This window comes from Pseudomonas sp. PLMAX, assembly GCF_046042685.1.
GTDB classification, from domain to species: Bacteria; Pseudomonadota; Gammaproteobacteria; order Pseudomonadales; family Pseudomonadaceae; genus Aquipseudomonas; species Aquipseudomonas putida_AE.
On the sequence record NZ_CP064949.1, the window covers coordinates 1,174,349 to 1,194,999 of the forward strand.

Annotated in this window: 16 protein-coding genes; 5 read left to right on the forward strand and 11 right to left on the reverse strand. The window is 60.5% G+C overall.

Going from position 1 to position 20,651, the window contains the following annotated elements; genetic code table 11:
• Window positions 1-13: 13 nt before the first annotated feature.
• The 11 genes from DKB71_RS05245 to yaaA form a co-directional block, all read right to left on the reverse strand.
• The gene (locus DKB71_RS05245) at window positions 14-1,189 is read right to left on the reverse strand and encodes an alginate O-acetyltransferase (protein ID WP_408599790.1); all 1,176 of its coding nucleotides are present in this window, start codon (window positions 1,187-1,189) and stop codon (window positions 14-16) included.
• Window positions 1,190-1,200: 11 nt separating this feature from the next.
• Entirely contained in the window at window positions 1,201-2,766 is a 1,566-nt protein-coding gene (locus DKB71_RS05250; RefSeq protein WP_408599791.1) for an MBOAT family O-acyltransferase, read from the reverse strand.
• A gap of 215 nt (window positions 2,767-2,981) precedes the next feature.
• Window positions 2,982-4,094 carry a mannuronate-specific alginate lyase gene (locus tag DKB71_RS05255; protein ID WP_408599792.1) on the reverse strand — a complete coding sequence of 371 codons (1,113 nt, stop codon included), beginning with the start codon at window positions 4,092-4,094 and terminating at the stop codon, window positions 2,982-2,984.
• Between the two features lie 8 nt (window positions 4,095-4,102).
• Entirely contained in the window at window positions 4,103-5,551 is a 1,449-nt protein-coding gene (locus DKB71_RS05260) for an alginate O-acetyltransferase (RefSeq protein WP_408599793.1), read from the reverse strand.
• A gap of 10 nt (window positions 5,552-5,561) precedes the next feature.
• A complete protein-coding gene (gene algG / locus DKB71_RS05265; RefSeq protein WP_274073926.1) occupies window positions 5,562-7,136 on the reverse strand; it encodes a mannuronan 5-epimerase AlgG in 1,575 nt (524 codons plus the stop codon).
• A 26-nt stretch (window positions 7,137-7,162) separates the two neighbouring features.
• Window positions 7,163-8,647, reverse strand: a complete 1,485-nt coding sequence (locus DKB71_RS05270; RefSeq protein ID WP_274073925.1) for an alginate export family protein — start codon at window positions 8,645-8,647, stop codon at window positions 7,163-7,165.
• Window positions 8,644-10,149 (reverse strand): alginate biosynthesis TPR repeat lipoprotein AlgK, encoded by a 1,506-nt coding sequence (gene algK, locus DKB71_RS05275; RefSeq protein ID WP_408599795.1) that lies wholly within the window; start codon window positions 10,147-10,149, stop codon window positions 8,644-8,646. The genes DKB71_RS05270 and algK overlap by 4 nt, the downstream gene beginning before the upstream one ends.
• Window positions 10,150-10,164: 15 nt before the next feature.
• Window positions 10,165-11,334 carry an alginate biosynthesis protein Alg44 gene (locus tag DKB71_RS05280; RefSeq protein ID WP_274073923.1) on the reverse strand — a complete coding sequence of 390 codons (1,170 nt, stop codon included), beginning with the start codon at window positions 11,332-11,334 and terminating at the stop codon, window positions 10,165-10,167.
• 36 nt (window positions 11,335-11,370) lie between these two features.
• Window positions 11,371-12,852 carry a mannuronan synthase gene (gene alg8 / locus DKB71_RS05285; RefSeq protein ID WP_406592065.1) on the reverse strand — a complete coding sequence of 494 codons (1,482 nt, stop codon included), beginning with the start codon at window positions 12,850-12,852 and terminating at the stop codon, window positions 11,371-11,373.
• Between the two features lie 198 nt (window positions 12,853-13,050).
• Window positions 13,051-14,367 carry a nucleotide sugar dehydrogenase gene (locus DKB71_RS05290; protein WP_274073922.1) on the reverse strand — a complete coding sequence of 439 codons (1,317 nt, stop codon included), beginning with the start codon at window positions 14,365-14,367 and terminating at the stop codon, window positions 13,051-13,053.
• A gap of 811 nt (window positions 14,368-15,178) precedes the next feature.
• On the reverse strand, window positions 15,179-15,958 hold the full coding sequence (gene yaaA, locus DKB71_RS05295) for a peroxide stress protein YaaA (protein ID WP_274073921.1): 780 nt from the start codon (window positions 15,956-15,958) through the stop codon (window positions 15,179-15,181).
• A 287-nt stretch (window positions 15,959-16,245) separates the two neighbouring features.
• Between yaaA and DKB71_RS05300 the strand changes: the two genes are divergently transcribed.
• From DKB71_RS05300 to moaE, 5 genes are all read left to right on the forward strand, one after another.
• Window positions 16,246-17,370: a polysaccharide deacetylase family protein gene (locus DKB71_RS05300; RefSeq protein ID WP_408599796.1), complete on the forward strand. Its 1,125-nt coding sequence runs from the start codon at window positions 16,246-16,248 to the stop codon at window positions 17,368-17,370.
• Window positions 17,371-17,705: 335 nt separating this feature from the next.
• Window positions 17,706-19,100, forward strand: a complete 1,395-nt coding sequence (locus DKB71_RS05305) for a PhoH family protein (RefSeq protein WP_046820461.1) — start codon at window positions 17,706-17,708, stop codon at window positions 19,098-19,100.
• 226 nt (window positions 19,101-19,326) lie between these two features.
• On the forward strand, window positions 19,327-19,800 hold the full coding sequence (gene moaC / locus DKB71_RS05310) for a cyclic pyranopterin monophosphate synthase MoaC (RefSeq protein WP_408599797.1): 474 nt from the start codon (window positions 19,327-19,329) through the stop codon (window positions 19,798-19,800).
• Window positions 19,797-20,039 carry a molybdopterin converting factor subunit 1 gene (gene moaD, locus DKB71_RS05315; protein WP_046820459.1) on the forward strand — a complete coding sequence of 81 codons (243 nt, stop codon included), beginning with the start codon at window positions 19,797-19,799 and terminating at the stop codon, window positions 20,037-20,039. Before moaC ends, moaD begins: the two co-directional genes overlap by 4 nt.
• A gap of 3 nt (window positions 20,040-20,042) precedes the next feature.
• On the forward strand, window positions 20,043-20,495 hold the full coding sequence (gene moaE / locus DKB71_RS05320) for a molybdopterin synthase catalytic subunit MoaE (RefSeq protein WP_274073918.1): 453 nt from the start codon (window positions 20,043-20,045) through the stop codon (window positions 20,493-20,495).
• Window positions 20,496-20,651 lie beyond the last annotated feature (156 nt).

Consider the following 20,651-nt stretch of genomic DNA (forward strand, 5'->3'; position numbering starts at 1 on the left):
GTACCTCTCTCTTTCAGTTTTGCGCCCGGTCGGGCGTCTCGGATTTAGTGTTGATGGCTACGTTTTGTTGGCGGGCGCCGGCTTGTTTAAGCTCTGCGACCCACTGCGGGTCGGCGTCGCCGATTTCGTTGTTCACAGGCAGATAGCGTTCAGGAAACTCCCAGATCAGCACTTGTGGCGGGCTGTTCTTGAAAGCGTCGCTTTTCAGGTAGCTGAGCATCGGCAGGATCGGGCCGTGACCGTCTTCGGCGTAATTGACCACGTCACTGCGCAGCGCTTGTTTCAACGCGCCGACGAAGTTCCAGTTAGGGTTGGCGCTGTAGCTGGTGCCGATCAGTGCCACGGGCACTTCGGTGTTGGCGAACAGGGCGTCTTCAGCGGCTGGCTGGTCATCAGCGGCAACGGTGTTGCGCTTCTGCAGAGGCTCTTGCGCCGGCATCAGGTTTTCGAACAGCGGGTCCAGTGGCAGGAACAGACGCAAGTCGCCCTTGTGGGTGATTTTCTCCGCAGGCTCGGTGACGAAGTTTTGCGGTTCGCCGCTCAGCGGGTACTTGTCGGCAATGGTCCTGGCCAGGCGGTTGGCGGCGATCTCGGCGCCTTCCGGAGTCCAGTGGGTGTCGGTGCGCAGGAACACTTGCTTGCCGTCGCGCTTGGCCGCTTGCAGCGGGCCCAGCAAATCAGGGGCAAGGATGTGGTCCGCGGCCAGGCGCTTGTGGAAGTCCTGGTAGAGGTTGGCGTGGATGCTGGCCGGTTTCACTTCACCGAGGTGTTCCGGGTACAGGCGCACCTTGGCCGGAACCACCGCCATCACCAGTTTCACGCCCTTGTCTTTCAGGGTCTGGCGCACGCCTTCGACCAGCGCGTAGTTGCCTTGCAGGTTCAGCTCTTCGTTGACCGTCGGATGGAATTCTTCATCGCTGTACAGCCACTGGTCGCGACCGAGCACGACGCCCGGACGACCCTCGTTGAACAGCTTGAAGTCCAGCGCGGCCCAGAGGTTGGTGCCTAGGCGCTTGATCGGGAACTCGTCGTCGTAGTGCGTCTCCACGGCCTTGCTCCAGCGGCCATTGAGCACCGTCGCATCGGCGTTGGTGCTGAAGCCGAGGAAGCTGCGGACCGACCACAGGCCCAGGGCCAGCAGCGTCATCAGGAACAGGGCGATGTAGAAGATGCGTAATGAGCGGGTCATGGTCAGATCCCTCAGAACTGGAAGTAAAGGAACGGCGAGAAGCTTTGCGCCGAGAGTTTGAGAATCGAGGCGATGAACAGCAGCAGAACCAATGCGCGCATTGCGTAGCGCGACCAGTCAGCGGTCCAGTAGGCCGGTTGCACCTGGGCATCGACGCCGACGGTGTAGCCAGGCTGGTGGATGCTCGCCGGGTTATCACCAGGCGCTGCCTTGATCAGGCCGGGTTCGCTGGCGGCCGGGCCATCGGCATCGACATTCGCTTCAGGCTTGGTCTTCACTGGTGGCTGGTTGCTGTAGAAATCACGCAGGCCGAAGAACGCCAGGGTCACGTAGGCCACTACCAACGTTGCGATTTGCAGGCCGGTGAGGCTGGCCTGGTTGAGTTCCGACAACGACCACTCGCCGAAGCTGAACATCGCGCCGTACATGCGACCGGCCACGTGCAGGTTTTCCGCCCGGAAGATCACCCAGCCCATCACTACCAGCAGGAAGGTCAGTGCCCAGCGAATCGGGTTGAAGCTGCGTGGCGAAGTGTTCAGGCCGAGGGCTTTCTCGATCGCCAGCCACATGCCGTGCCATGCACCCCAAACGATGTAGGTGATGTTCGCACCGTGCCACAGGCCACCGAGCAGCATGGTCAGGAACAGGTTGCGATAGGTGGTCAGGGTGCCTTTGCGGTTACCGCCCAGGGTGATGTACAGGTAGTCACGCAGCCAGGTCGACAGGCTGATGTGCCAGCGGCGCCAGAACTCGGTGATCGACTGGCTGATGTACGGCTGCTTGAAGTTTTCCATGAAGCGGAAACCCATCATCAAGCCCAGGCCGATGGCCATGTCGCTGTAGCCGGAGAAGTCGAAGTACAGCTGCGCGGTGTACGCCAGGGCGCCGAGCCAGGCGTCACCCGTGGTCGGGTTTTGCAGGGCGAAGCAATGATCGGCCACTACCGCGAGGGTGTCGGCGATGAACACCTTCTTGATGAAACCCTGCATGAACCGCGTGCAGCCTTCGGAGAACTTGTCGAGGGTGTGGGTGCGGTTGTTGAACTGGTCGGCGAGGTCGCGAAAACGCAACACGGGACCTGCGATCAGGTGCGGGAAGATCGCCACGAACGCCGCGAAGTCGATCAGGTTGCGGGTCGCCGGGGTATCGCCACGATAGACGTCGATGATGTAGCTGATGGACTCGAAGATGTAGAACGAGATGCCGATCGGCAGCAGCACATGGGTCAGGATAAACGGCTCCAGGCCCACCGAGGTCATCATGGCGTTGATGCTGTCGACGCCGAAGTTGGCGTACTTGAAGTAGCCGAGGATGCACAGGTCGACCGCCACGCCGAGCAGCAGCCAGCGCTGCGCCGGTTTGGTCCGAACGCCTGCGGCGCCGACTTTCAGGCCGATCCAGTAGTTCCACAGCGTGACCGCCGCGAACAGTGCGAGGAAGTCCACACGCCACCAGGCGTAGAACATGTAGCTGGCGATCAGCAGCAGCAGATTGCGATAGCGTTGCCCGCTCAAGTAGTACAAGCCGAGAAAGATCGGCAAGAACAAAAACAGGAACACGTTGGACGAAAAAACCATCCCGATCTCTCCTTGTTTGAAGCTACATTCAAGGGCCAACGGCCCCCCCAAACCCCCCACGAAAAACCGGGGGATATACACTTGACTCAAATCTTGCACTGGCCCCCTGTGGGAGCGGGCTTGCTCGCGAAAGCGGTGTGTCAGTCGACATCAATGGTGAATGTCAGACCGCATTCGCGAGCAAGCCCGCTCCCACAAGGGGTTATTTTTCGTCTCTAGGAACCCTTGCCCTTTTCGTTGGCCGGGTCGTAGACCTTGGTCAAATCCCCGCCCAGGCGGAAGGTCTTGAACGGTTGCATGTCATGCTTCTTCTCCAGCACCTCCGGCGCGCAGGTGTAGAGGGTGCAAAACGGCTCGAGCCAGGCGAATTTCGAGTCGACCTTCAGGTCGGTCATGTCCTGTTTCTTGCCGTTCTTTTCCTCGAACTCATCCGGGTCTTCTACCCCGGCGAGTACGCGATCACCCAGGCGTTTCAATGCGCCGTTGTTTTCCTGGCGCAAATCCACACCATTGACCTGGGCGAAACTGGCGATCATCGCCAGCGGCGGCAGGGCATAGTTGTGATAGGCGAGGGCGCGTTGCTGGCGCTTGAGTTCGTTCGGCAGATAGCCGTCCGCATCAACCTGATTGGCGCCGACCTTGTATTCCTTCACGGCCCAGTCGAACAGGTCGCGGCGGTTGGTGGCGACCGAGGTCGCCATCACCGACCAGGCGGCCCAGTACGAGTGGTTGTTGGTTTTTTCCAGCGGCAGGTTGTCCCAGTCGCTGACCACCTGATCGGCCATGCGGTTGAACCAGGCTTCGATCAACTGCGACTCCTGCTGATGGTTGGCCAGCGGGTGGGAGTCGGAAAACTTCAGGCGAATGTAGGACGACGCCATGCTGCCCAGCGCCCATTTGCGCATCGACTTGCCGGTGTGGTTGAAGTCCTTGGACATCAACGCATCGGCCTTGGCCCACGCCGTCAACCAGTTCAGGGTGCACTCCAGCTGTTCCGGGCGACCGTCACGCATGAACTGCATGACGCGCTTGCTGGTGCCGCGCTCGAGCTTGGTGATGTCGGCGGTGCTGTCGCGGAAGGCTTTTTCCGACTGCACGTTCAGTGTTGAACGCGCCTTGTCCGAACCTTCGTACTTGCTGCGAAATTGCAGCGAGCCGGTGTAGGGCGTCGGCATGGCATCGCAGCCTTCGCTCCTGTCGCCGGTTTTGACTTTCTCGATCGGCGCAAAATAGCCCTGTGGCGGGCGCAGTGGCGCCGCGGCCTGGGTCGCACCGGCGAACATCGCCAGGCTCAACAGCGTCAGTGTTGCAAGTTTCGGATTTCGCATAGCAGACCTCATTGCCCGGCTGAAGCAGTACGTTGCTCAGCGTTCGGGAATACGTTGCGTTTGCAGATTTTCGCTTCGACTTTCTGTGGCGCGGCGCCCGCTTTTTCAGGGCCCTGGATTTCGACGGCCAGCAGGTTCTGCGAGGCCCAGTCTTCGTCCGTGCGCAACTCGAAGGCGAAACGTCCGTCAGTGTCGGAGGTTTCCGGTTTGTCGATCTTGATGTCCTCGTGGCGCCCGTTCATGTACCAGAGGGTGGCTTGCAAGGTTTTCACCGAGGTGTCGGCGAAGCGGATGTCGACCTGGTGACTGCTGTTTTGCAGGTTCAGGTTTTTGCTGTTGACCATAAGCTCGTTCTTGCCCGGCTTCAGCGTGGTGCTGGCGGACATCTGTGCATCCTTGCCTTCGCAACCGTTGTCCAGCAGCGCCATCATCTGGCGGTAGATGGTTTCCTGGTCGAGGCGATAGAGCGGCGAGAATTCCCAGATGAGAATCTTTGGCGGGTTCTTCTGGAACTCCTCGCTGCCCAGGTACTGCAGCATCGAACCTTCCAGGCCGCCGCCAGGGAACGCCACGTTGAGAATGTCGGCGCCGATGGCCTCTTCGAGGAAACCGGCGAAGTTGTAGTTCTTGCCACTGTGGCTGGTGCCGACCAGGGTGATTTCCGGATTGCCGGAATCGCCGAACAGATCGCCATCGCCTGCTTCGCCTTTCGGCTCGGTGGTGAATTGATCCATGTACTGGATCGCGTAGCTGGTGCCACAGAGTTGACCAGCCATGTTGTGCAATGTTCCGGTCTTGCCCATGCGACCCGACTTGTGGGTCTCGAATTCACGCTTGGGAATGTCGGCGAAGGCCGGGATCTGCTTGACCTTTTCCGCCACGATTTTTGCCGTGCGCTGGGCGCCGTATGGCGTCCAGTGCTGGTCGCCGCGGAAGTAGAAATCGTGGGCGGGCAGGGTGTCGGGCAGCGACTCGTTGGTCAGCGGCGACAGGTCCGGAACCACGTAACCCATCTGCGCGAAACGGCCGAGCATGGTCTTGTAGTTCTTCAGCGCCTTGTCGAAATCGAAGCTGGCTTTTTCTGCCGGGTTCAACTTGTTGCGGTTCACCAGGCCACGAGTCGGCTGGTAAACCACCACCAGCTCCACGCCTTTGCTCTTGAACGCATCGTGCAGTTGCTTCATGCGCTTGTAGCCGGCCGGGGTGGTGTCGAACTCGGTGCGCAAGTCTTCTTGCGTACGGAACAACCAGTCGCCCTGGGCCTGTACCAGCGTGGTGAAGTTCTGCTGGTAGCGCGTGGTGTAGTTCTTCGCGTCGTGGGCGGCGGGGCACAGGCTGCAGCACGGCTCGGCGCTGAATTTCGGTGCTTGCACTTCATCGGCGCGAACACCGCTGGCGGCGAGAATGCCGGCGGTCAGGGCCGACAGGCTGAGTAATTTGATCAAGTGTGGGTGCATAAAATTATCCTCAGTCCCGCATTTCGGTCTGGCGTTCGACAGGGTCGATCAGCACGGCTTTCTGCTGGCGCACCAGCAGGTCGAGAATTTCATCCTGGCGCTCGCCGAGAATCCCCGAGAAGCTGATGCCGCTGGATTTGGTCGGGGCGAGCATGGACACGCGATACAACTCGACGCTCAGCGGCGAGTCGATGGACAGTGGGCCACTGCCATTGGCCGCCAGTTCACCGCCGACCACGATCAGCGACACCTGGGCGTCGAACGGGTCGAGCTTGATGTCACGGTCGGTGTTGGTCAGGTCCTTGATGTGGCCGTAGACGCCGGTCAGGCCGTTGGCCATGGCGACGTTTTCGTACAGGCGAATGTTCACGCTGTTACGAATGCGGATGCCGTGACGACGGTTGCTGATTACCTTGTTGCCCCACAGCAGGTTGTCGGCACTCTCGTAGAGGGTGATGCCGTCGGTGTGGTTCTGGTAGATCTCGTTATGGGCGATCAGGTTGTTCACGCTGTTACGGTCGATCACCAGGCCCGACAACTTGTTGTCGTAGCTGCGGTTGTTGAAGATGAAGCTGTCGTTGACCTCACGGGAAATGATGATCCCGTGCTTCTTCTTGGTCCCGAACACCGTGTTGTCGGCAATGATCAGGCCGTGGGAACGGTCGTGGGGGTCGATGCCGTAGACGATGTTGTCTTTGTAGGTATTGCCCTTGACCACGAAGTCGCGGGTTTCGTAGCAGTAGAAGCCGTACCACATGTCCGAGAACTCGGAACCGACGATCCAGCCGGTCGGCTCAGGACGCTTGAGTACCTTGGCCATGTTCGGCGTGTACTGGGAAATACTCACGCCGTAGGACTTACTGTTGGCGTAGCCGAAACTGGCGATCTTGCTGTTGGCGATGTAGGTCTCGGTGCCGCCCCAGGACAGCAGGAACGGACGGAATTCCTTGGGCGACTTGAAGGCCGCCGGGCCGTTGGCCTTCTCGCTCCAACCCGTGATTTTCGTATCACGCACGAACAACTGGCCGTCGTTGACCAGGAACGAACCGGCCTCCTGGGATAGGCGCAGTTCCTGGGTCTGCTTGTCAATTTCCAGGATGCCCTTGTTGCCCACCACGATCGGCAACTTGGCCAGGAATACGCCCGGCGAGGTTTCGCTGAAGTACTGCTTGGGCAGCTTCTTCGCCAGGTCCTTGAGGTTCATGTAGCCGTCGTCGACGAAGATCGCCTGGGGGATGCCGTGCTGACGCACGACCCACTCGGCCATCTTGTTGTCGCCGCCGATGAAGTCCTTCAGGGCGTCTTCCTGCATCATGCGGCGCACGCTGATCTTGCCGGCCTTGCTGCGCACGACTTTCGCGGCGATGGCTTCGGCGGTGTAGCCCGAGGTGTCCGGCAGTTTCGGCGTGGCCAGCTCCAGCGGCGCGGTCGGTGCGCTGCTGACGGTGTAGGTCTTGGCCTGTTGCAGTTCCTTGGCCATGGTGGCCGGCTTGGCGGCCGGCTCCACATTGGCGAAGGCAGTCGCGCTGGCCAGCAGCAGGGCGCCGGCGAGCAAGGTCAAGGACCCTTTCTTGGCACTGTTCATGTCGGGGACTCCCTTCGCAATGTGCATCAGAAGCGCCAGATCACGTCGACGAACGCGCGGTGCATGTACGAATCGACTTCCTTGCCGTAGGCGTCGCCCGGCTTGAACACACCGCCACGGAAGCGCACCAGGGCCGAAGGCTCATCGATCTTCTGGCTCAATGCCGCCGGCAGCAGGCCTTGCTTGAAGTACTTGGTGACCACCAGATCCATTTCCTGGCCGAGGTCTTTATCACCATCGTTCAGAGGCAGGGACGTGCTGGACAGCACCGCGCCGGTGACGTCGTCGGTGTTGTTCTGCACGGCGTCGATGCCGTTGCTGGTGATCGGCTTGTTGCCGTCGACGCGCCAGAACTTGTGGTAGATCAGGCTGGCGTCGTACTCGTCGTTGAGCATCCACGAACCGAACAGGGTGGCCGATTGCATGTTGTTCATTTCGCCACGGAAGGCTTCGCCGAAACGGTGCACACGCGAGCGGGTACCGGTGTAGCTCGAGCGGTTGCTTTCCAGGCCGTTCTGTTCGTAATCGGCGCTGGCACGGGCGTAGGCCGCACCGACTTGCCATTGCGGATCGAGGCGCAGACGCACGCCCAGGTCGGTGGCCCAGCCATCGACGTCGCCGCTGTGCTTGGCTTGCGCCGGTGCGGTGCCATCGGCGTTCAAAGGGTTGACCGTGTCACGGTCGCCGCTCATGCCGGTGATGCTGCCCCAGTAGTTGACCGTGTTGGTGTTGCGCCAGTTGTAGGCGTCGCTGTTGGCCTGCAGGCCCAGCCAGCTGATGTCACCGTTCTGTTTCTTGTCCAGCGAATCGCCGGCCACGCCCGGCTCTGGATAATCGAGCTTGCCGTCATCGTGGGTGTGATGACCGCGAATGCCGGCCCAGTGGCCCGGTGTCCATTGGTATTCGGCATCGGCGTAGGCGTGCAGGCGATCCTTGTCCTTCGGCGCCAGTTCCTTCAGGTCGGTGCGGTACTCGCTGAAGCGTTCGGCGATACCGGCGTTGGCGCGCAACAGGGTGGTGTCGAAGGTCCAGTTCAGGGCTTCGATGTTGGTGTCGCGCCATTGACCGTCGTCGTTGTGCAGACGCTGGCGGCCGAATTTCAGGATTTCGCCAGGGTAGGGCGTGAAGCCGCTGTAGCCGACCCAGAACTCGCGCATCGCCAGGTAGTTCTTCTTGGTCTTTCGGTCATTGTTGACGGTGTTTTCGGTGCCTTCGGATTGCTGCAGGGTGTCGGTCTCGATGATGTCGGTGGACGTCACGGCTTGACCCATTGCATACGCGCTCCACGCGCCGCTCTCGCCATACACCCACGGGCGCAGGTCGAGGCCCAGGCCATTGACGTCGCCGCCACTCTGGGTACCGAGGTCTCGGTCGTCTTCGGACTGACCGGTGATTTTCACGTCCAGGCCGTAGTTCTTGGTTTCTTCAGTCATCGCCGCCAGCGTCGGGCACGACCAGATCAGCGCGAACGTCAGGCCGATACCGGCCTTCATGAATGGATTCAACTTCATAGGGATTCCTCGCCGTCTTCTTCTTGCAGGGCGTGCAGTTGCAGCGTGTTCTGGCTCAAGTTGCCGCGAACCGCCTGTTCCTGTTTCAACAGGCGCTGGGCCTCGGCCAGCTGCGCAGGCGGCAGTTGGGCTTCGAGGGTTTGCGCAAGCTCGGTGGCTTGCGGGGTGTTCTGGGTCTTGGCCAACTGGCTGAAGACATATGCATTGAGCGGGTCAGGCTTGGTGCCTTTGCCTTGGGAAAACAGTTGGGCGATGGCGAAGTCGGCGCTGTTCTGGCCGTTACGCGCAGCGGTCAGCAGATGATCCAGGGCCTTCTGCGGATAGACCTTGCCCAGGTAGCCACGGCGATAGATCTGGCCAAGGTAGTAATCGGCGGCGACTTCACGGCCGACGGCTTTCTGGAAGTGTTCCTCGGCGACCTTGGCGTCGGCCGGGACCATCTTGCCTTCGTAGTAGAGCTTGCCCAGCAACAGCTCGGCGCGCGGTTGGTCGGCGGCGCGGCCGTTGTCCAGGTACTTCATCATCTGGTCGACATCGCCGAGTTCCGGGAAGTCGTAGATCAGTTGCGCGAGGGTGACCCACGAGGCCGGGTAGCCCGGAGCGATGGGTTCAAGCAGCGACTGCGCGGTTTTTTCGTCGGGCGTGCCCAGGGTCCGATCGGCGAGCACGCGGGCGACGCTGTCGACACGCTGGGCGGAAACGGCGCCGCGACTGTGAGCGGCCTGCATCTGCTTGATCAGCTCGGCCTGTTGCTCCGGCTTGGCCTGTTTCTGGTAGACCGTGGCCAGTTCGACGTAGCAGATGTCGGTGGTGTTGAGCGCGGCCTTGCAGACCTTTTCCACTTCGTCGAGGTGCTGGTCGTAGGTGCCCTGGGTGCGATACAGCAGCACTTGCGCCAGGCCCGCTTCCGGTTTGCCTTCGGCGCGCCATTGGCTGATCTGCTGCTGGGCGTCGACGTTGGGGAAGCTGTGCGGGTATTGCAGGTACAGCATCGCCAACGGGATCAGGGTGTTGCCTTCGCCGGCGGCCGAGGCTTTTTTCAACAGGCCTTCGGCTTCGTGCTGTTCGGCTTCGGTGGAGCCGGGCTTGGCCACCAGCAGGCGACCCAGGCGTGCCTGGGCTCGCGGTGAAACGCTGGCCGCGGCGCGGTAAGTCGCTTCGGCCTGTTTCATCTGCGCCGGGTCGCGGCTGTCGACCTGAAGATCGGCCAGGCCAACCTGGGCTTCGCTGTAGCCCAGGTCTGCCAGTTGCTGGTAGTTCGCCGCGGCAGTGGCGGTATCGCCGCGCTTGAGCGCTTCGTTGGCCAGGCGCTGGTCGGGCAGGCCGGCGCAACCGGCGAGGCTCACCGCCAATGCAACGGCACACAGTGAACCCATGTGGGAGCGGGCTTGCTCGCGAAAGCTGTGTGTCAGCCGGCATTGATTTTGAATGTTGAACCGCATTCGCGAGCAAGCCCGCTCCCACAGGGGATGTGGTGTGTTCACAAGATCTGGCGTCGTCACGTGCATGTCCTCCGGTTACAGACCAGCAGCCATGGCTTTGTCGATCAGCCAGTTCAGGTTCGGGCCACGGTCGCTGTTCACTTCCACCGGACGGCCGGCGAGGCTGCTGTCCAGGGCTTCGTCAGGCTGGATCAGGACGCGGATGTCGGATGACAGGTCGGCGCTTTTCAGGCTGGTGCTGCTGACGATCTTGCCGGTGCGGGTCTTGTCTTCGCCGGCGATCTGGAAGCGCACCGGGGTGCCTGGCAGAACGTCGCCGAACTGGCGATAGGAGAAGCGCGCCTCGACGTTGGCTTCGGTATTGCGTGGCACCAGTTGGAAGATCACGTCGCCTTTGCTGGCGTACTGACCGTCGGCGACCATTTGCTGGGCCACGGTGCAATCGCACGGCGAGGTCAGGGTGCCGGTCATCTGCTTGCCGAACAGCTCTTCAACCTTGGCCGGGGCCAGTTGATCGTCTTCCAGGTGACCCTTGAGCACGTCGAGCATGCTGGTGCTGAAGGTCGCCAGCGGTGCGCCTTTGGCTGCAACGCCATCGCCTTTCACCAGGCTCTGCACGGTGCCGTCGCGGGGCATGGTGATGTTCACGCCCGGCACGCTGACCAGGCCGGCCTGGGCGTGGCTGACGAAGTACATGCCGTACACCGATTTGAAGATGAAGCCGAACGCCGCCAGGCCGACGACGAAAACCCCCAGGCTGAGTGTCACTGCTTTCATGCGCCCGAACGCGCTCATGCCGTGGCCGCCGTCCTTGATCTTGCGCGCCTTGGTGAAGTTGTCGCGCTGCAGGGTCGCCAGCACTTCGCCGATGGTGACGATGTCGCCCGCCAGGTGCGAAGTGATCAGGTGGCGCAAGGTCGAGATGTCTTGTGGTTCCAGGTTCTGGAACTGGCAGCCGGTACGACCGGTCTCGCGATCATGGGAGCGCACCTGCAACTCAACGTCCATGGCCAGGCCGAGGTTGTCGATGACGAATTGCAGGCGGGCCTTGTACTTGTCGCCGATCTTCAGTGGCAGTTGCCCGGCATTGAAGGCCAGGCCACCGGCGGACAGGTCGATCACTCGCGCTTCGACCGGCGTACGGTCAGGGCCGAAGAAACGCAGCTTGGCCGGGATTTTCACTCGGGCGTGTTGGCGCTGGGCTTCGGATTCATGCACTACGTTGGCGTTGACGGCGGTATTCATATGGGCGATTTCCTGGTTAATTCAATAAGGGGGCGGTCAGACCATCATCAGCAGCACGGCGACAAAAATGCTGCCGGCGGAGAAGGTCATGGTCCGAGACGACCAGGTGTTGAACCAACGTTGAAAGCTGGCGAGATCACGGGTCAGGGAAGTGGGCTGGCGAGTCCAGGACTGTTGGTCGAGGCGGAAGAACACGTAGATCTTCACCAGCGCGCCGACGATCTGGTTGTAATAGAGAATCGCCGGGTAAGCCGGGCCGATCCGGTGACCGGAGCAGGACAGCAACAGGGTCAGGATCAGGCGGGTGATGCCGATCCACAGCAGGTACACCAGGATGAACGCGGTGCCGTACTTGAAGCTGGCGATCAGCGCCACGGTCAAGCCCAGCAGGGAGGTCCACATCGACACGCGCTGATCGAACAGCACCACCGAGGTGAACGCACCGAGGCGTTTGACCCCAAGGCCGAGGGCCCGGGAGTTCTGGCGCAGGTTGTTGCCGTACCAGCGGAACATCAGCTTGCGACTGGCCTTGATGAAGCTCTTCTCAGGCGGATGCTCGACGGTGTTGATCGCCGCGTCCGGCACGTAGAAGGTGTCGTAGCCCAGGCGCATCAGGCTGAACCAGCTCGACTTGTCGTCACCGGTGAGGAATTTGAAACGACCCAGGCGCCAGTGTTGCAGCGAGTCGCTTTCCACGTCGGCGATGAATTCCGGGTTGGTGACCACGGTGGCACGGAACACCGACATGCGCCCGGTCATGGTCAGCACGCGCTTGGACAAAGCCATCGAGCACATGTTGATGTGGCGCTGGGCGAAACGCAGCTTGTGCCATTCGCTCATGATGTAGCCGCCGCGCACTTCGCAGAACTCGTTGGTGGTGAGGCCGCCGACGTTGCCGAACAGCTGGAACCACGGCACGGTCTTGCGCACTGTGCCTTCGCCAAGCACGGTGTCGCCATCGATCACAGCCACCACGGCGCGGTCATCCGGCAAGTGGCGGGAGATGGCGCGGAAACCGTAGGCCAGGCCGTCGCGCTTGCCGGTGCCGGGAATGCGCACGAAGTCGAGCTTGACCCGGGCAGGCGGGTTCATCCGGTTCCACAGGCTCTTGACCAGCAGTTCATCGGACATTTCAACGATGGAGCAGACCACGGTGGTTGGCAGCTCGCAGTCGATCGCTTCGCGGATCACCGAGCTGTAGACCTGCGCGGTGGTCAGCGCATCGATACGAAAACTGGTGACCATCAAAAATACATGGGACGGGTCCGCCGCCTTGCCCAGCTTGCGCACTTTGCGCCGCAGGTGCGGGTAGACCACGTACAGGAACAGCATGCCGCGCAGAAAGTGCGTGGCACCCATCGAGTAGCGCCAGATACCGACGATACCGATCAGGAAAATGAAGTCCTTCGACTCGGAGTCGAACGTGGACACAGGCAGCGCCATGGCGATGCCCATCAATAAACTCAGGTAGAACAGCCAACCGGCGGCCTGGAGTAGGCCGTGCTTTAGCCTGTGCATAATCTGCATCCGTCTCGATCTCGGGCGAGCCTGTGGGGTGGCCCGATGGGGTTAAGGCAGGCTTGTGAAAACTGGCGGCACCCGTTCTGGATGACGCCAGAGTCCCTGTAGGAGCTGGCGAAGCCTGCGATCTTTTGATCTTTAGCCATCGCCTGCGCCAAAAGATCGCAGCCTGCGGCAGCTCCTACAGATACCGCGTTACCAGCAGATGCCTTCAGTCCGGCCAGTCACGCTGGTGGCCTTGGACATGAAGCCGACCAGGTCGATCACCTGCTTGCCGTGTGGAACGTTCTGCACCAGGGCGCGGAATTTCTCGTCACGGTTGCCGAGGATGATCACGTCGGAGTTGTTGATCACTTCGTCGAAGTCGGCGTTGAGCAAGGACGAGACGTGGGGGATCTTCGACTCGATGTAGTCCTTGTTCGCGCCGTGAACGCGGGCGTATTCGACGTTGCTGTCGTAGATGCTCAGGTCGTAGCCCTTGCCGATCAGCATTTCCGCCAGGTCCACCAGCGGGCTTTCGCGCAGGTCGTCGGTGCCGGCCTTGAAGCTCAGGCCCAGCAGGGCGACTTTGCGTTTGTCGTGGCTGGAAACGATGTCGAAGGCGTTCTGCACCTGGGACTCGTTACTGCGCATCAGCGAGTTGAGCAGCGGTGCTTCCACGTCCAGGGAGCCGGCGCGGTAGGTCAGGGCACGCACGTCTTTGGGCAGGCAGGAACCGCCGAAGGCGAAGCCCGGGCGCATGTAGTACTGGGACAGGTTCAGGGTCTTGTCCTGGCAGACCACGTCCATCACTTCACGACCGTCGACGCCGACGGCCTTGGCGATGTTGCCGATCTCGTTGGCGAAGGTCACCTTGGTGGCGTGCCACACGTTGCAGGTGTACTTGATCATTTCGGCAACGGCGATGTCCTTGCGGATGATCGGTGCGTCGAGTTCTTCGTACAGCGATTGCAGAACGTCGCCCGAGGCCTTGTCGAACTCGCCGATGACGGTCATTGGCGGCTGGTCGTAGTCGGCGATGGCGGTGCTTTCGCGCAGGAACTCAGGGTTCACGGCAACACCGAAATCGACGCCGGCCTTCTTGCCGGAGCAGTCTTCGAGAATCGGGATCACCACGTTGGCCACGGTACCTGGCAGCACGGTGCTGCGAACCACGATGGTGTGGCGGGTGGTCTTGTCACGCAGGACAAAACCGATCTCGCGGCACACGGCTTCGATGTAGTTCAGTTCCAGATCGCCGTTCTTCTTGCTCGGCGTACCGACGCAGATCATCGACAGGTCGGTGTCGCGAATGGCCTCGGCGAAGTTGGTGGTGCCACGCAGGCGACCGGTCTGGATACCCTGGGCCAGAAGTTCGCCCAGGCCTGGTTCAACAATCGGCGATTTGCCGGCATTGATCATATCGATCTTGTCTTTGGCAACATCGACGCCAACGACGTCATGGCCCCGTGCAGACAGGCAGCCGGCACAGACAGCGCCTACGTAACCCAAACCAAATATGCTGATGCGCATCGCATTTACCTCAGTGTTGATCAAGCCATTAGATGGCCGGAGTTAATGGTGTTCAGCGGTTATAGTGCACGCGGAAGTTACGCCTGGCAGGCGCGACAATACCGCGTGCTGGCATAAAAGTTCCGAGTGTCTAAGTAAGTGCACTCAAGGTGTGCGCAACTAGGCCTTGTTGTTATGACTTGCCCTGTTATGCAGCCCGTCCTCTGTTCAGAAGAAGTTCGTGCAATGTTCCTGCACGCTCGATGTCAGGCCGAAAGCCCGTAGATCAAGCGTTTTGGTGCCCGGGTGAGCACGTTTATAGGGACGCGGCCTTGGCCTTGCAGGGGATATTAATGGTGCGTATCTCCTGTGCGTTCTGGTATTGCCCAAATCATGGGTTAGTCAGTGGAAGTTAGTATTGCAACTTCACTACATGGTTCCCTGATCTGCGTAAGTTATCTCGTACATCCTCGGAGAGAATCGTTACCGGTGGTATGAGCGGTGCATCTGGACATAGTTCCGGTCCGCTCATCACGAAATCTGAAATTTCTTGAAATATTGTCAAAGATGGCACTGCTCTCAAATTGATAGCACTTGCCGTTTCGCCCTTTATATATAGGCGGATTATTGGAGGGGATAGTTTTTTGCCACTATCGATAATTTTTTTCGGTGCCACTACTGAAAAAAATGATCGAAGTCGAGTGAAACTAAAGTTAGAAAATTGACAGGTGGTATTTTGGCGTCATAAAAATGACGAAAAAAGCGGGGGATTTCGAGGGGATCAGTGGGGGCGCACGAGGGGAGCTGGAGGGTCGTGCGCCGACCCGTTGCTTTACTCTGGTGCGTGGTCGCGCAGGAACACCAGGTTGTCCGGTTTAGACTGTTCGGCGCTGTAGCGATAGCCCTGAACATCGAACTGCTTGAGGGCTTGCGGATCGTTGATGCGTTCTTCGATGACGAAGCGGCTCATCATGCCCCGGGCCTTTTTCGCGTAGAAGCTGATGATCTTGTACTGACCGTTCTTCAGGTCCTTGAACTCGGTGTTGATGATGCGTGCGTTCAAGGCGCTGCGCTTGACCGCCGAGAAATACTCGTTGGACGCCAGGTTGAGCAGCACGTCATCGCCCTGGTCGGCCAGGGCTTCGTTCAGCCATTCGCTGATCCGCGTACCCCAGAAGGCATACAGGTCCTTGCCCCGGGCATTGGCCAGTTTGGTGCCCATTTCCAGACGGTACGGCTGCATCAGGTCGAGGGGACGCAGCAGGCCATACAGGCCGGAGAGCATGCGCAGATGTTGCTGGGCGTAGTCGAAGTCGGCTTCGCTGAAAGTTTGCGCATTGAGCCCGGTGTAGACATCGCCCTTAAACGCCAGCAAGGCCTGCTTGGCGTTGGCCGGGGTGAAGGCGGGTGTCCAGCTGCCGAAGCGGGCGGCGTTGAGCCCGCCGATCTTGTCGGAAACGTGCATCAGTTCGCTGATCTGCGCCGGGGTCAGCTCGCGCAGCTGCAGGATCAGCTCCTGGGAATGGTCGAGGTATTGCGGCTGGGTAAAGCGCTGGGTCGCCGGCGGCGTTTCGTAATCGAGGGTCTTGGCGGGGGAAATCACCGTCAGCATGAAGTCGTCTCCTTTAATCGTGGCGGCGATTCTAGGGGGTTGACCGTGTTGACTCCAGCTATCGGTGCGATAGGTGATCGGTGGCGTCATGGGACAAGATCGCAGCCTCGCTTCGCGAGACAGCTCCTACGGGACCGGGTTGGCTTGAAAATGGACCGTACCCGGGAGCGGGTTGGCTTGAACTCGGTACAGCCCCCCCTGTAGGAGCTGTCTCGCGGAGCGAGGCTGCGATCTTTTGATCTCCCCGCGATATAGTGCCGCCCGGGCCCGGTTATGGAGACTTCCCATTGCGCATCGTTTTTCTCATCTCGATCTGGCTATTTAGCTTCGGCGTCATGGCGGCACCCGGTGAAGTAGCAACGCTGGATCGCAGCACCTGGCCGGAAAAACTCGACAACCCGACTCTGTTCGATGTCGCCTCGCGGGCCGAAATCCTCATGTTCGCCCGGGTGCTGCTGGCCAGTGAAGCCCTGGACGAGGCGGCGCTGGCGCAACGCCTTGGCTTGCGCACCATCAACCTGGAGTCGGTCAATCGGGTTCGCCAGCGCCTGTGGCAACGCCTGCTGGCCAACTACAACTTCGCTCAGCAGAGTTGCGACCAGGACGCCTCCTTCTGTTTCCTGGTCGAGGACATGGCCACCCTGCGCGAGCAGGCCGGCAAGTTCCAGCTCAGCGAGGACAGCTACTACACCCGATGGTCCGAGCCGAGTCGCCTGTTCCACACCCAGTACCTGGATGAGCAACTGCGCAAGGCGGCGCTGTTCCCGCAAACCAGCAGCGAAGTCGATCGTTTTGGCGACTATGAACGCAATGGCGACGGCATGCATGATCGGCTGTTTCTATTGACCTTCGACAGCGCCGCCAATGCCACGCCGGACAATACCGACTGGATTGCCGAGTACCTGCGCAAGGCCAACCTCAGTGGCACCTTCTTCGTGCTCGGCAAGGACCTCCAGGCCCGTTTAAACGAGCGTTCGGTGGCCAGCCTGCAGTCGACCTGGTCAACCCAGTGCATCGGCGTGCAGGGCTGGGAATTTCGCTCCCACAGCCACTGGCAGGACTGGCAGGACTCGGTACGCCGCAGCGTCGAGCTGGCCAAAAGCAAGCTGCCGGAGAACTTCGTGCCGCTGTTTCGCCCGCCCGATGGCCAGCGCCGCGCCGACGCCGCCGCTTTCTTCAAGGCCCAGGGCTTGCAGGTCGCCCTGTGGGATATCGATGCCCAGGACGGTGCGGGCAAGCTCAAGGGCAGCCAGAGTGCGCAACGGGTGCTGACCCTGATGCTGCTGTGGCGCCACGGGGTGATCAATTTCAATGTGAAGCAGGAGGGGGTGAAAACGGCGTTGCCCTGGCTGATCACACAAACGGCGCAGAGCGGGATCGGGTGGGAAGACTGTCAGGAGGGATTTCGCTGAAAACCGCCAAAGCCCGTAAACATTGGGTGAAAGGCGATTTTAGAGGTGATTTTGCTGCAGGTTGACTTCCGACTGTAAACGGGTGATGGCAGTCCGCCAAGTGTTATTGGTCATTCTGAAAAATAAACTTCAAAAAAGCGTCAAAGTACTTTTTTCTGTCATGGGTTTTGGAGTATTACGAAGACAGACCGCCGAAACCTGCAACACAGGTGGCGTCTCCCAAGACCCGCATGTATGCAGAACACTTGAGTCCCCGCAGGTGTATTCGGTAGTCACTTCGAGGCGCAGCACCGCCAAGGTATTGCGTCGACTGGCTCCCACAAAGGTGACCGAGTATGGATGATCACGGACGTAGCTCTTCTTCCAACCAGCCAATCCTTTATGTACTCGATACCAACGTATTGATTCACGATCCAAACGCGCTGCTTAACTTCGAAGAACACCACGTCGCGATCCCGATGACCGTGCTTGAGGAACTCGACAAGCTCAAGAGCGGGCATCACAGCGTTGCCGCCGAATGCCGCCAGGCCATCCGGCTGATCGACAAGACCCTGGGCGATGCCTCACCCGAGGACGTCGAGCAGGGTGTGCCGATCCAGCGGGGCAAGAGCGGACCCAAGGGCTTGCTGTCAATTCTGATGAGCAAGCACGCCGAGCCGAACCTGATTCTGCCCGAGCACCTGAACGACAACAAAATCATCAACCAATTGATCGACCTGCACGCGCGCGATCCGCAGAAGCCCGTGGTGCTGGTCACCAAAGACATCAACATGCGCCTCAAGGCCCGCGCCTGCGGGATCGCGGCCGAGGACTACAGCACCGACCAGCTGGTCGACGACGTATCGCTGCTGCCTAATGGCTACCACAACATGACCGGCTCCTTCTGGGACCGCGTGAGCAAGGTCGAAACCCGCCAGGACCACGGCCGCACCTGGCATCAGGTACAGCTGATCGACAATCTGCCCGCAGTGCATATCAACGAGTTCATCATCGACGAGCAGGGGTTCGTCGGCTGGATCAAGGAGATCGAGGAAGACAAGCTGCTGATCCTGGACCTGCACCAGGAACCGCTGCTGCACCAGGAAGCCTGGGGCCTCAAGCCGCGGGACATCTATCAGAGCCTGGCGCTGTATGCCTTGCTCGATCCGGACATCCACCTGGTCAACCTGTCCGGTGCCGCAGGCTCCGGTAAAACCATCCTCGCGCTGGCCGCGGCCATTGAACAGACGATGGTCAGCAAGCGCTACCGCCGCATCATCGCCACCCGCAGCGTGCAAGGCCTGGACCAGGAGATCGGCTTCCTGCCCGGCACCGAAGCGGAAAAAATGGAGCCTTGGCTGGGCGCCATCACCGACAACCTCGAAGCCTTGCACATGGATGACGAAAGCACCCATGGCAGCGTTGACTACATCCTCAGCAAAGTGCCGTTGCAGTTCAAATCCCTCAACTACATCCGGGGCCGCAGCTTCCAGCAGAGCCTGATCCTGATCGACGAATGCCAGAACCTCACGCCGCACCAGATGAAAACCATCATCACCCGTGCCGGTGCCGGTTCCAAAGTGGTGTGCCTGGGCAACCTGGCACAGATCGACACCCCTTACCTGTCCGCGACCAGCTCCGGGCTGACCTACCTGACTGAACGCTTCAAGGACTTCCCGAACGGGGTGCACATCACCCTGCAAGGGGTGCCACGTTCGATCCTGGCCGAATACGCCGAATCGCATCTGTAACCTTCACCCAAAACCGGGCGGCCCCAAAGCCGCCCGGTTTTTTATGGCCGACAAAAACCTTGTAGGAGCTGGCTTGCCAGCGAAGGGGGCTTTGAAGCTTGCATTGAATTCAAGGCCCTCATCGCTGGCAAGCCAGCTCCTACAGGAATGCGTCCATCCGATAATCTGGCGTGCGAAAATCTGACCCACAGGTTTACAATCGAAACTCCTGATCAGGAGTAACCCCGTGCTGACTCATCTCGATTCCCAAGGCCGCGCCAACATGGTCGACGTCACCGAAAAAGACGTGACCTTCCGTGAAGCGACGGCCCAGGCGCTGGTGCGCATGCTGCCCGAAACCTTGCAAATGATCGTCAGTGGCGGTCACCCCAAGGGCGATGTGTTCGCCGTGGCCCGCATTGCCGGCATCCAGGCGGCGAAAAAGACCAGCGACCTGATTCCCCTGTGCCATCCGCTGATGCTGACCGGGGTCAAGGTCGAACTCAGTGCCGAAGGCGAGGACAGCGTGCGCATCGTCGCGTGCTGCAAGTTGTCCGGGCAGACCGGTGTCGAGATGGAGGCCCTGACCGCCGCCAGCGTCGCCGCCCTGACCATCTATGACATGTGCAAGGCCGTGGATCGCGGCATGACCATCGAAAGCGTGCGCCTGCTGGAGAAGGTCGGCGGCAAGAGCGGGCATTTCCAGGCGGATCAGCCATGAACGTGACCGTGAAATTTTTTGCCCGTTACCGCGAAGCGCTGGGCGTTGACGCGGTGAAGGTCGAGGGCGACTTCGCCACCGTCGACGACGTGCGCGCATTGCTGGCCCAGCGCGACGGCGCCGAGGTATTGAGCGAGCAGAACCTGATGTGCGCGCGCAACGAAGATCTGTGCCAGCTCGACGAACCGGTCAGCGATGGCGATGAAGTGGCGTTTTTCCCCACCGTGACCGGGGGCTGAGCCATGGCCATTCGCGTGCAATCGACCGCGTTCGACCCTGGTGCCGAAGTCAACGCCATGCACGATGCCAATGTCGGCGTCGGCGCGGTGGTGAGTTTCGTCGGCTACGTTCGCGACTTCAATGACGGCCTGGATGTCGCCGGGATGTTCCTCGAACACTATCCGGGCATGACCGAAAAAGCCCTCGGCAAGATCGCCACCGAGGCCGAGCAGCGCTGGCCCTTGCTCAAGCTGGAAGTGCTGCATCGCATCGGGGCCCTGGAGCCCGGCGAGCCCATCGTCTTCGTCGGCGCCGCCAGCGCCCACCGCCAGGCGGCCTTCGACGCCTGCGCCTTTGTCATGGACTACCTGAAAACCCGCGCCCCGTTCTGGAAAAAGGAAAACACCAGCGATGGGCCGCGTTGGGTCGAGGGGCGTGACAGCGATCATGCGGCGGCGGATCGCTGGAAGCGGTAATTCCTGCGGCGTTCTTTAGTCAGTCTTCGCGAGCAAGCCCGCTCCCACAGTGATCTGCTGTGAACACAAACTCTGTGTACGACACAGACCCCTGTGGGAGCGGGCTTGCTCGCGAAGAGGCCATCCGCTTCACCCAAGAACCGCTTGATTGACCAC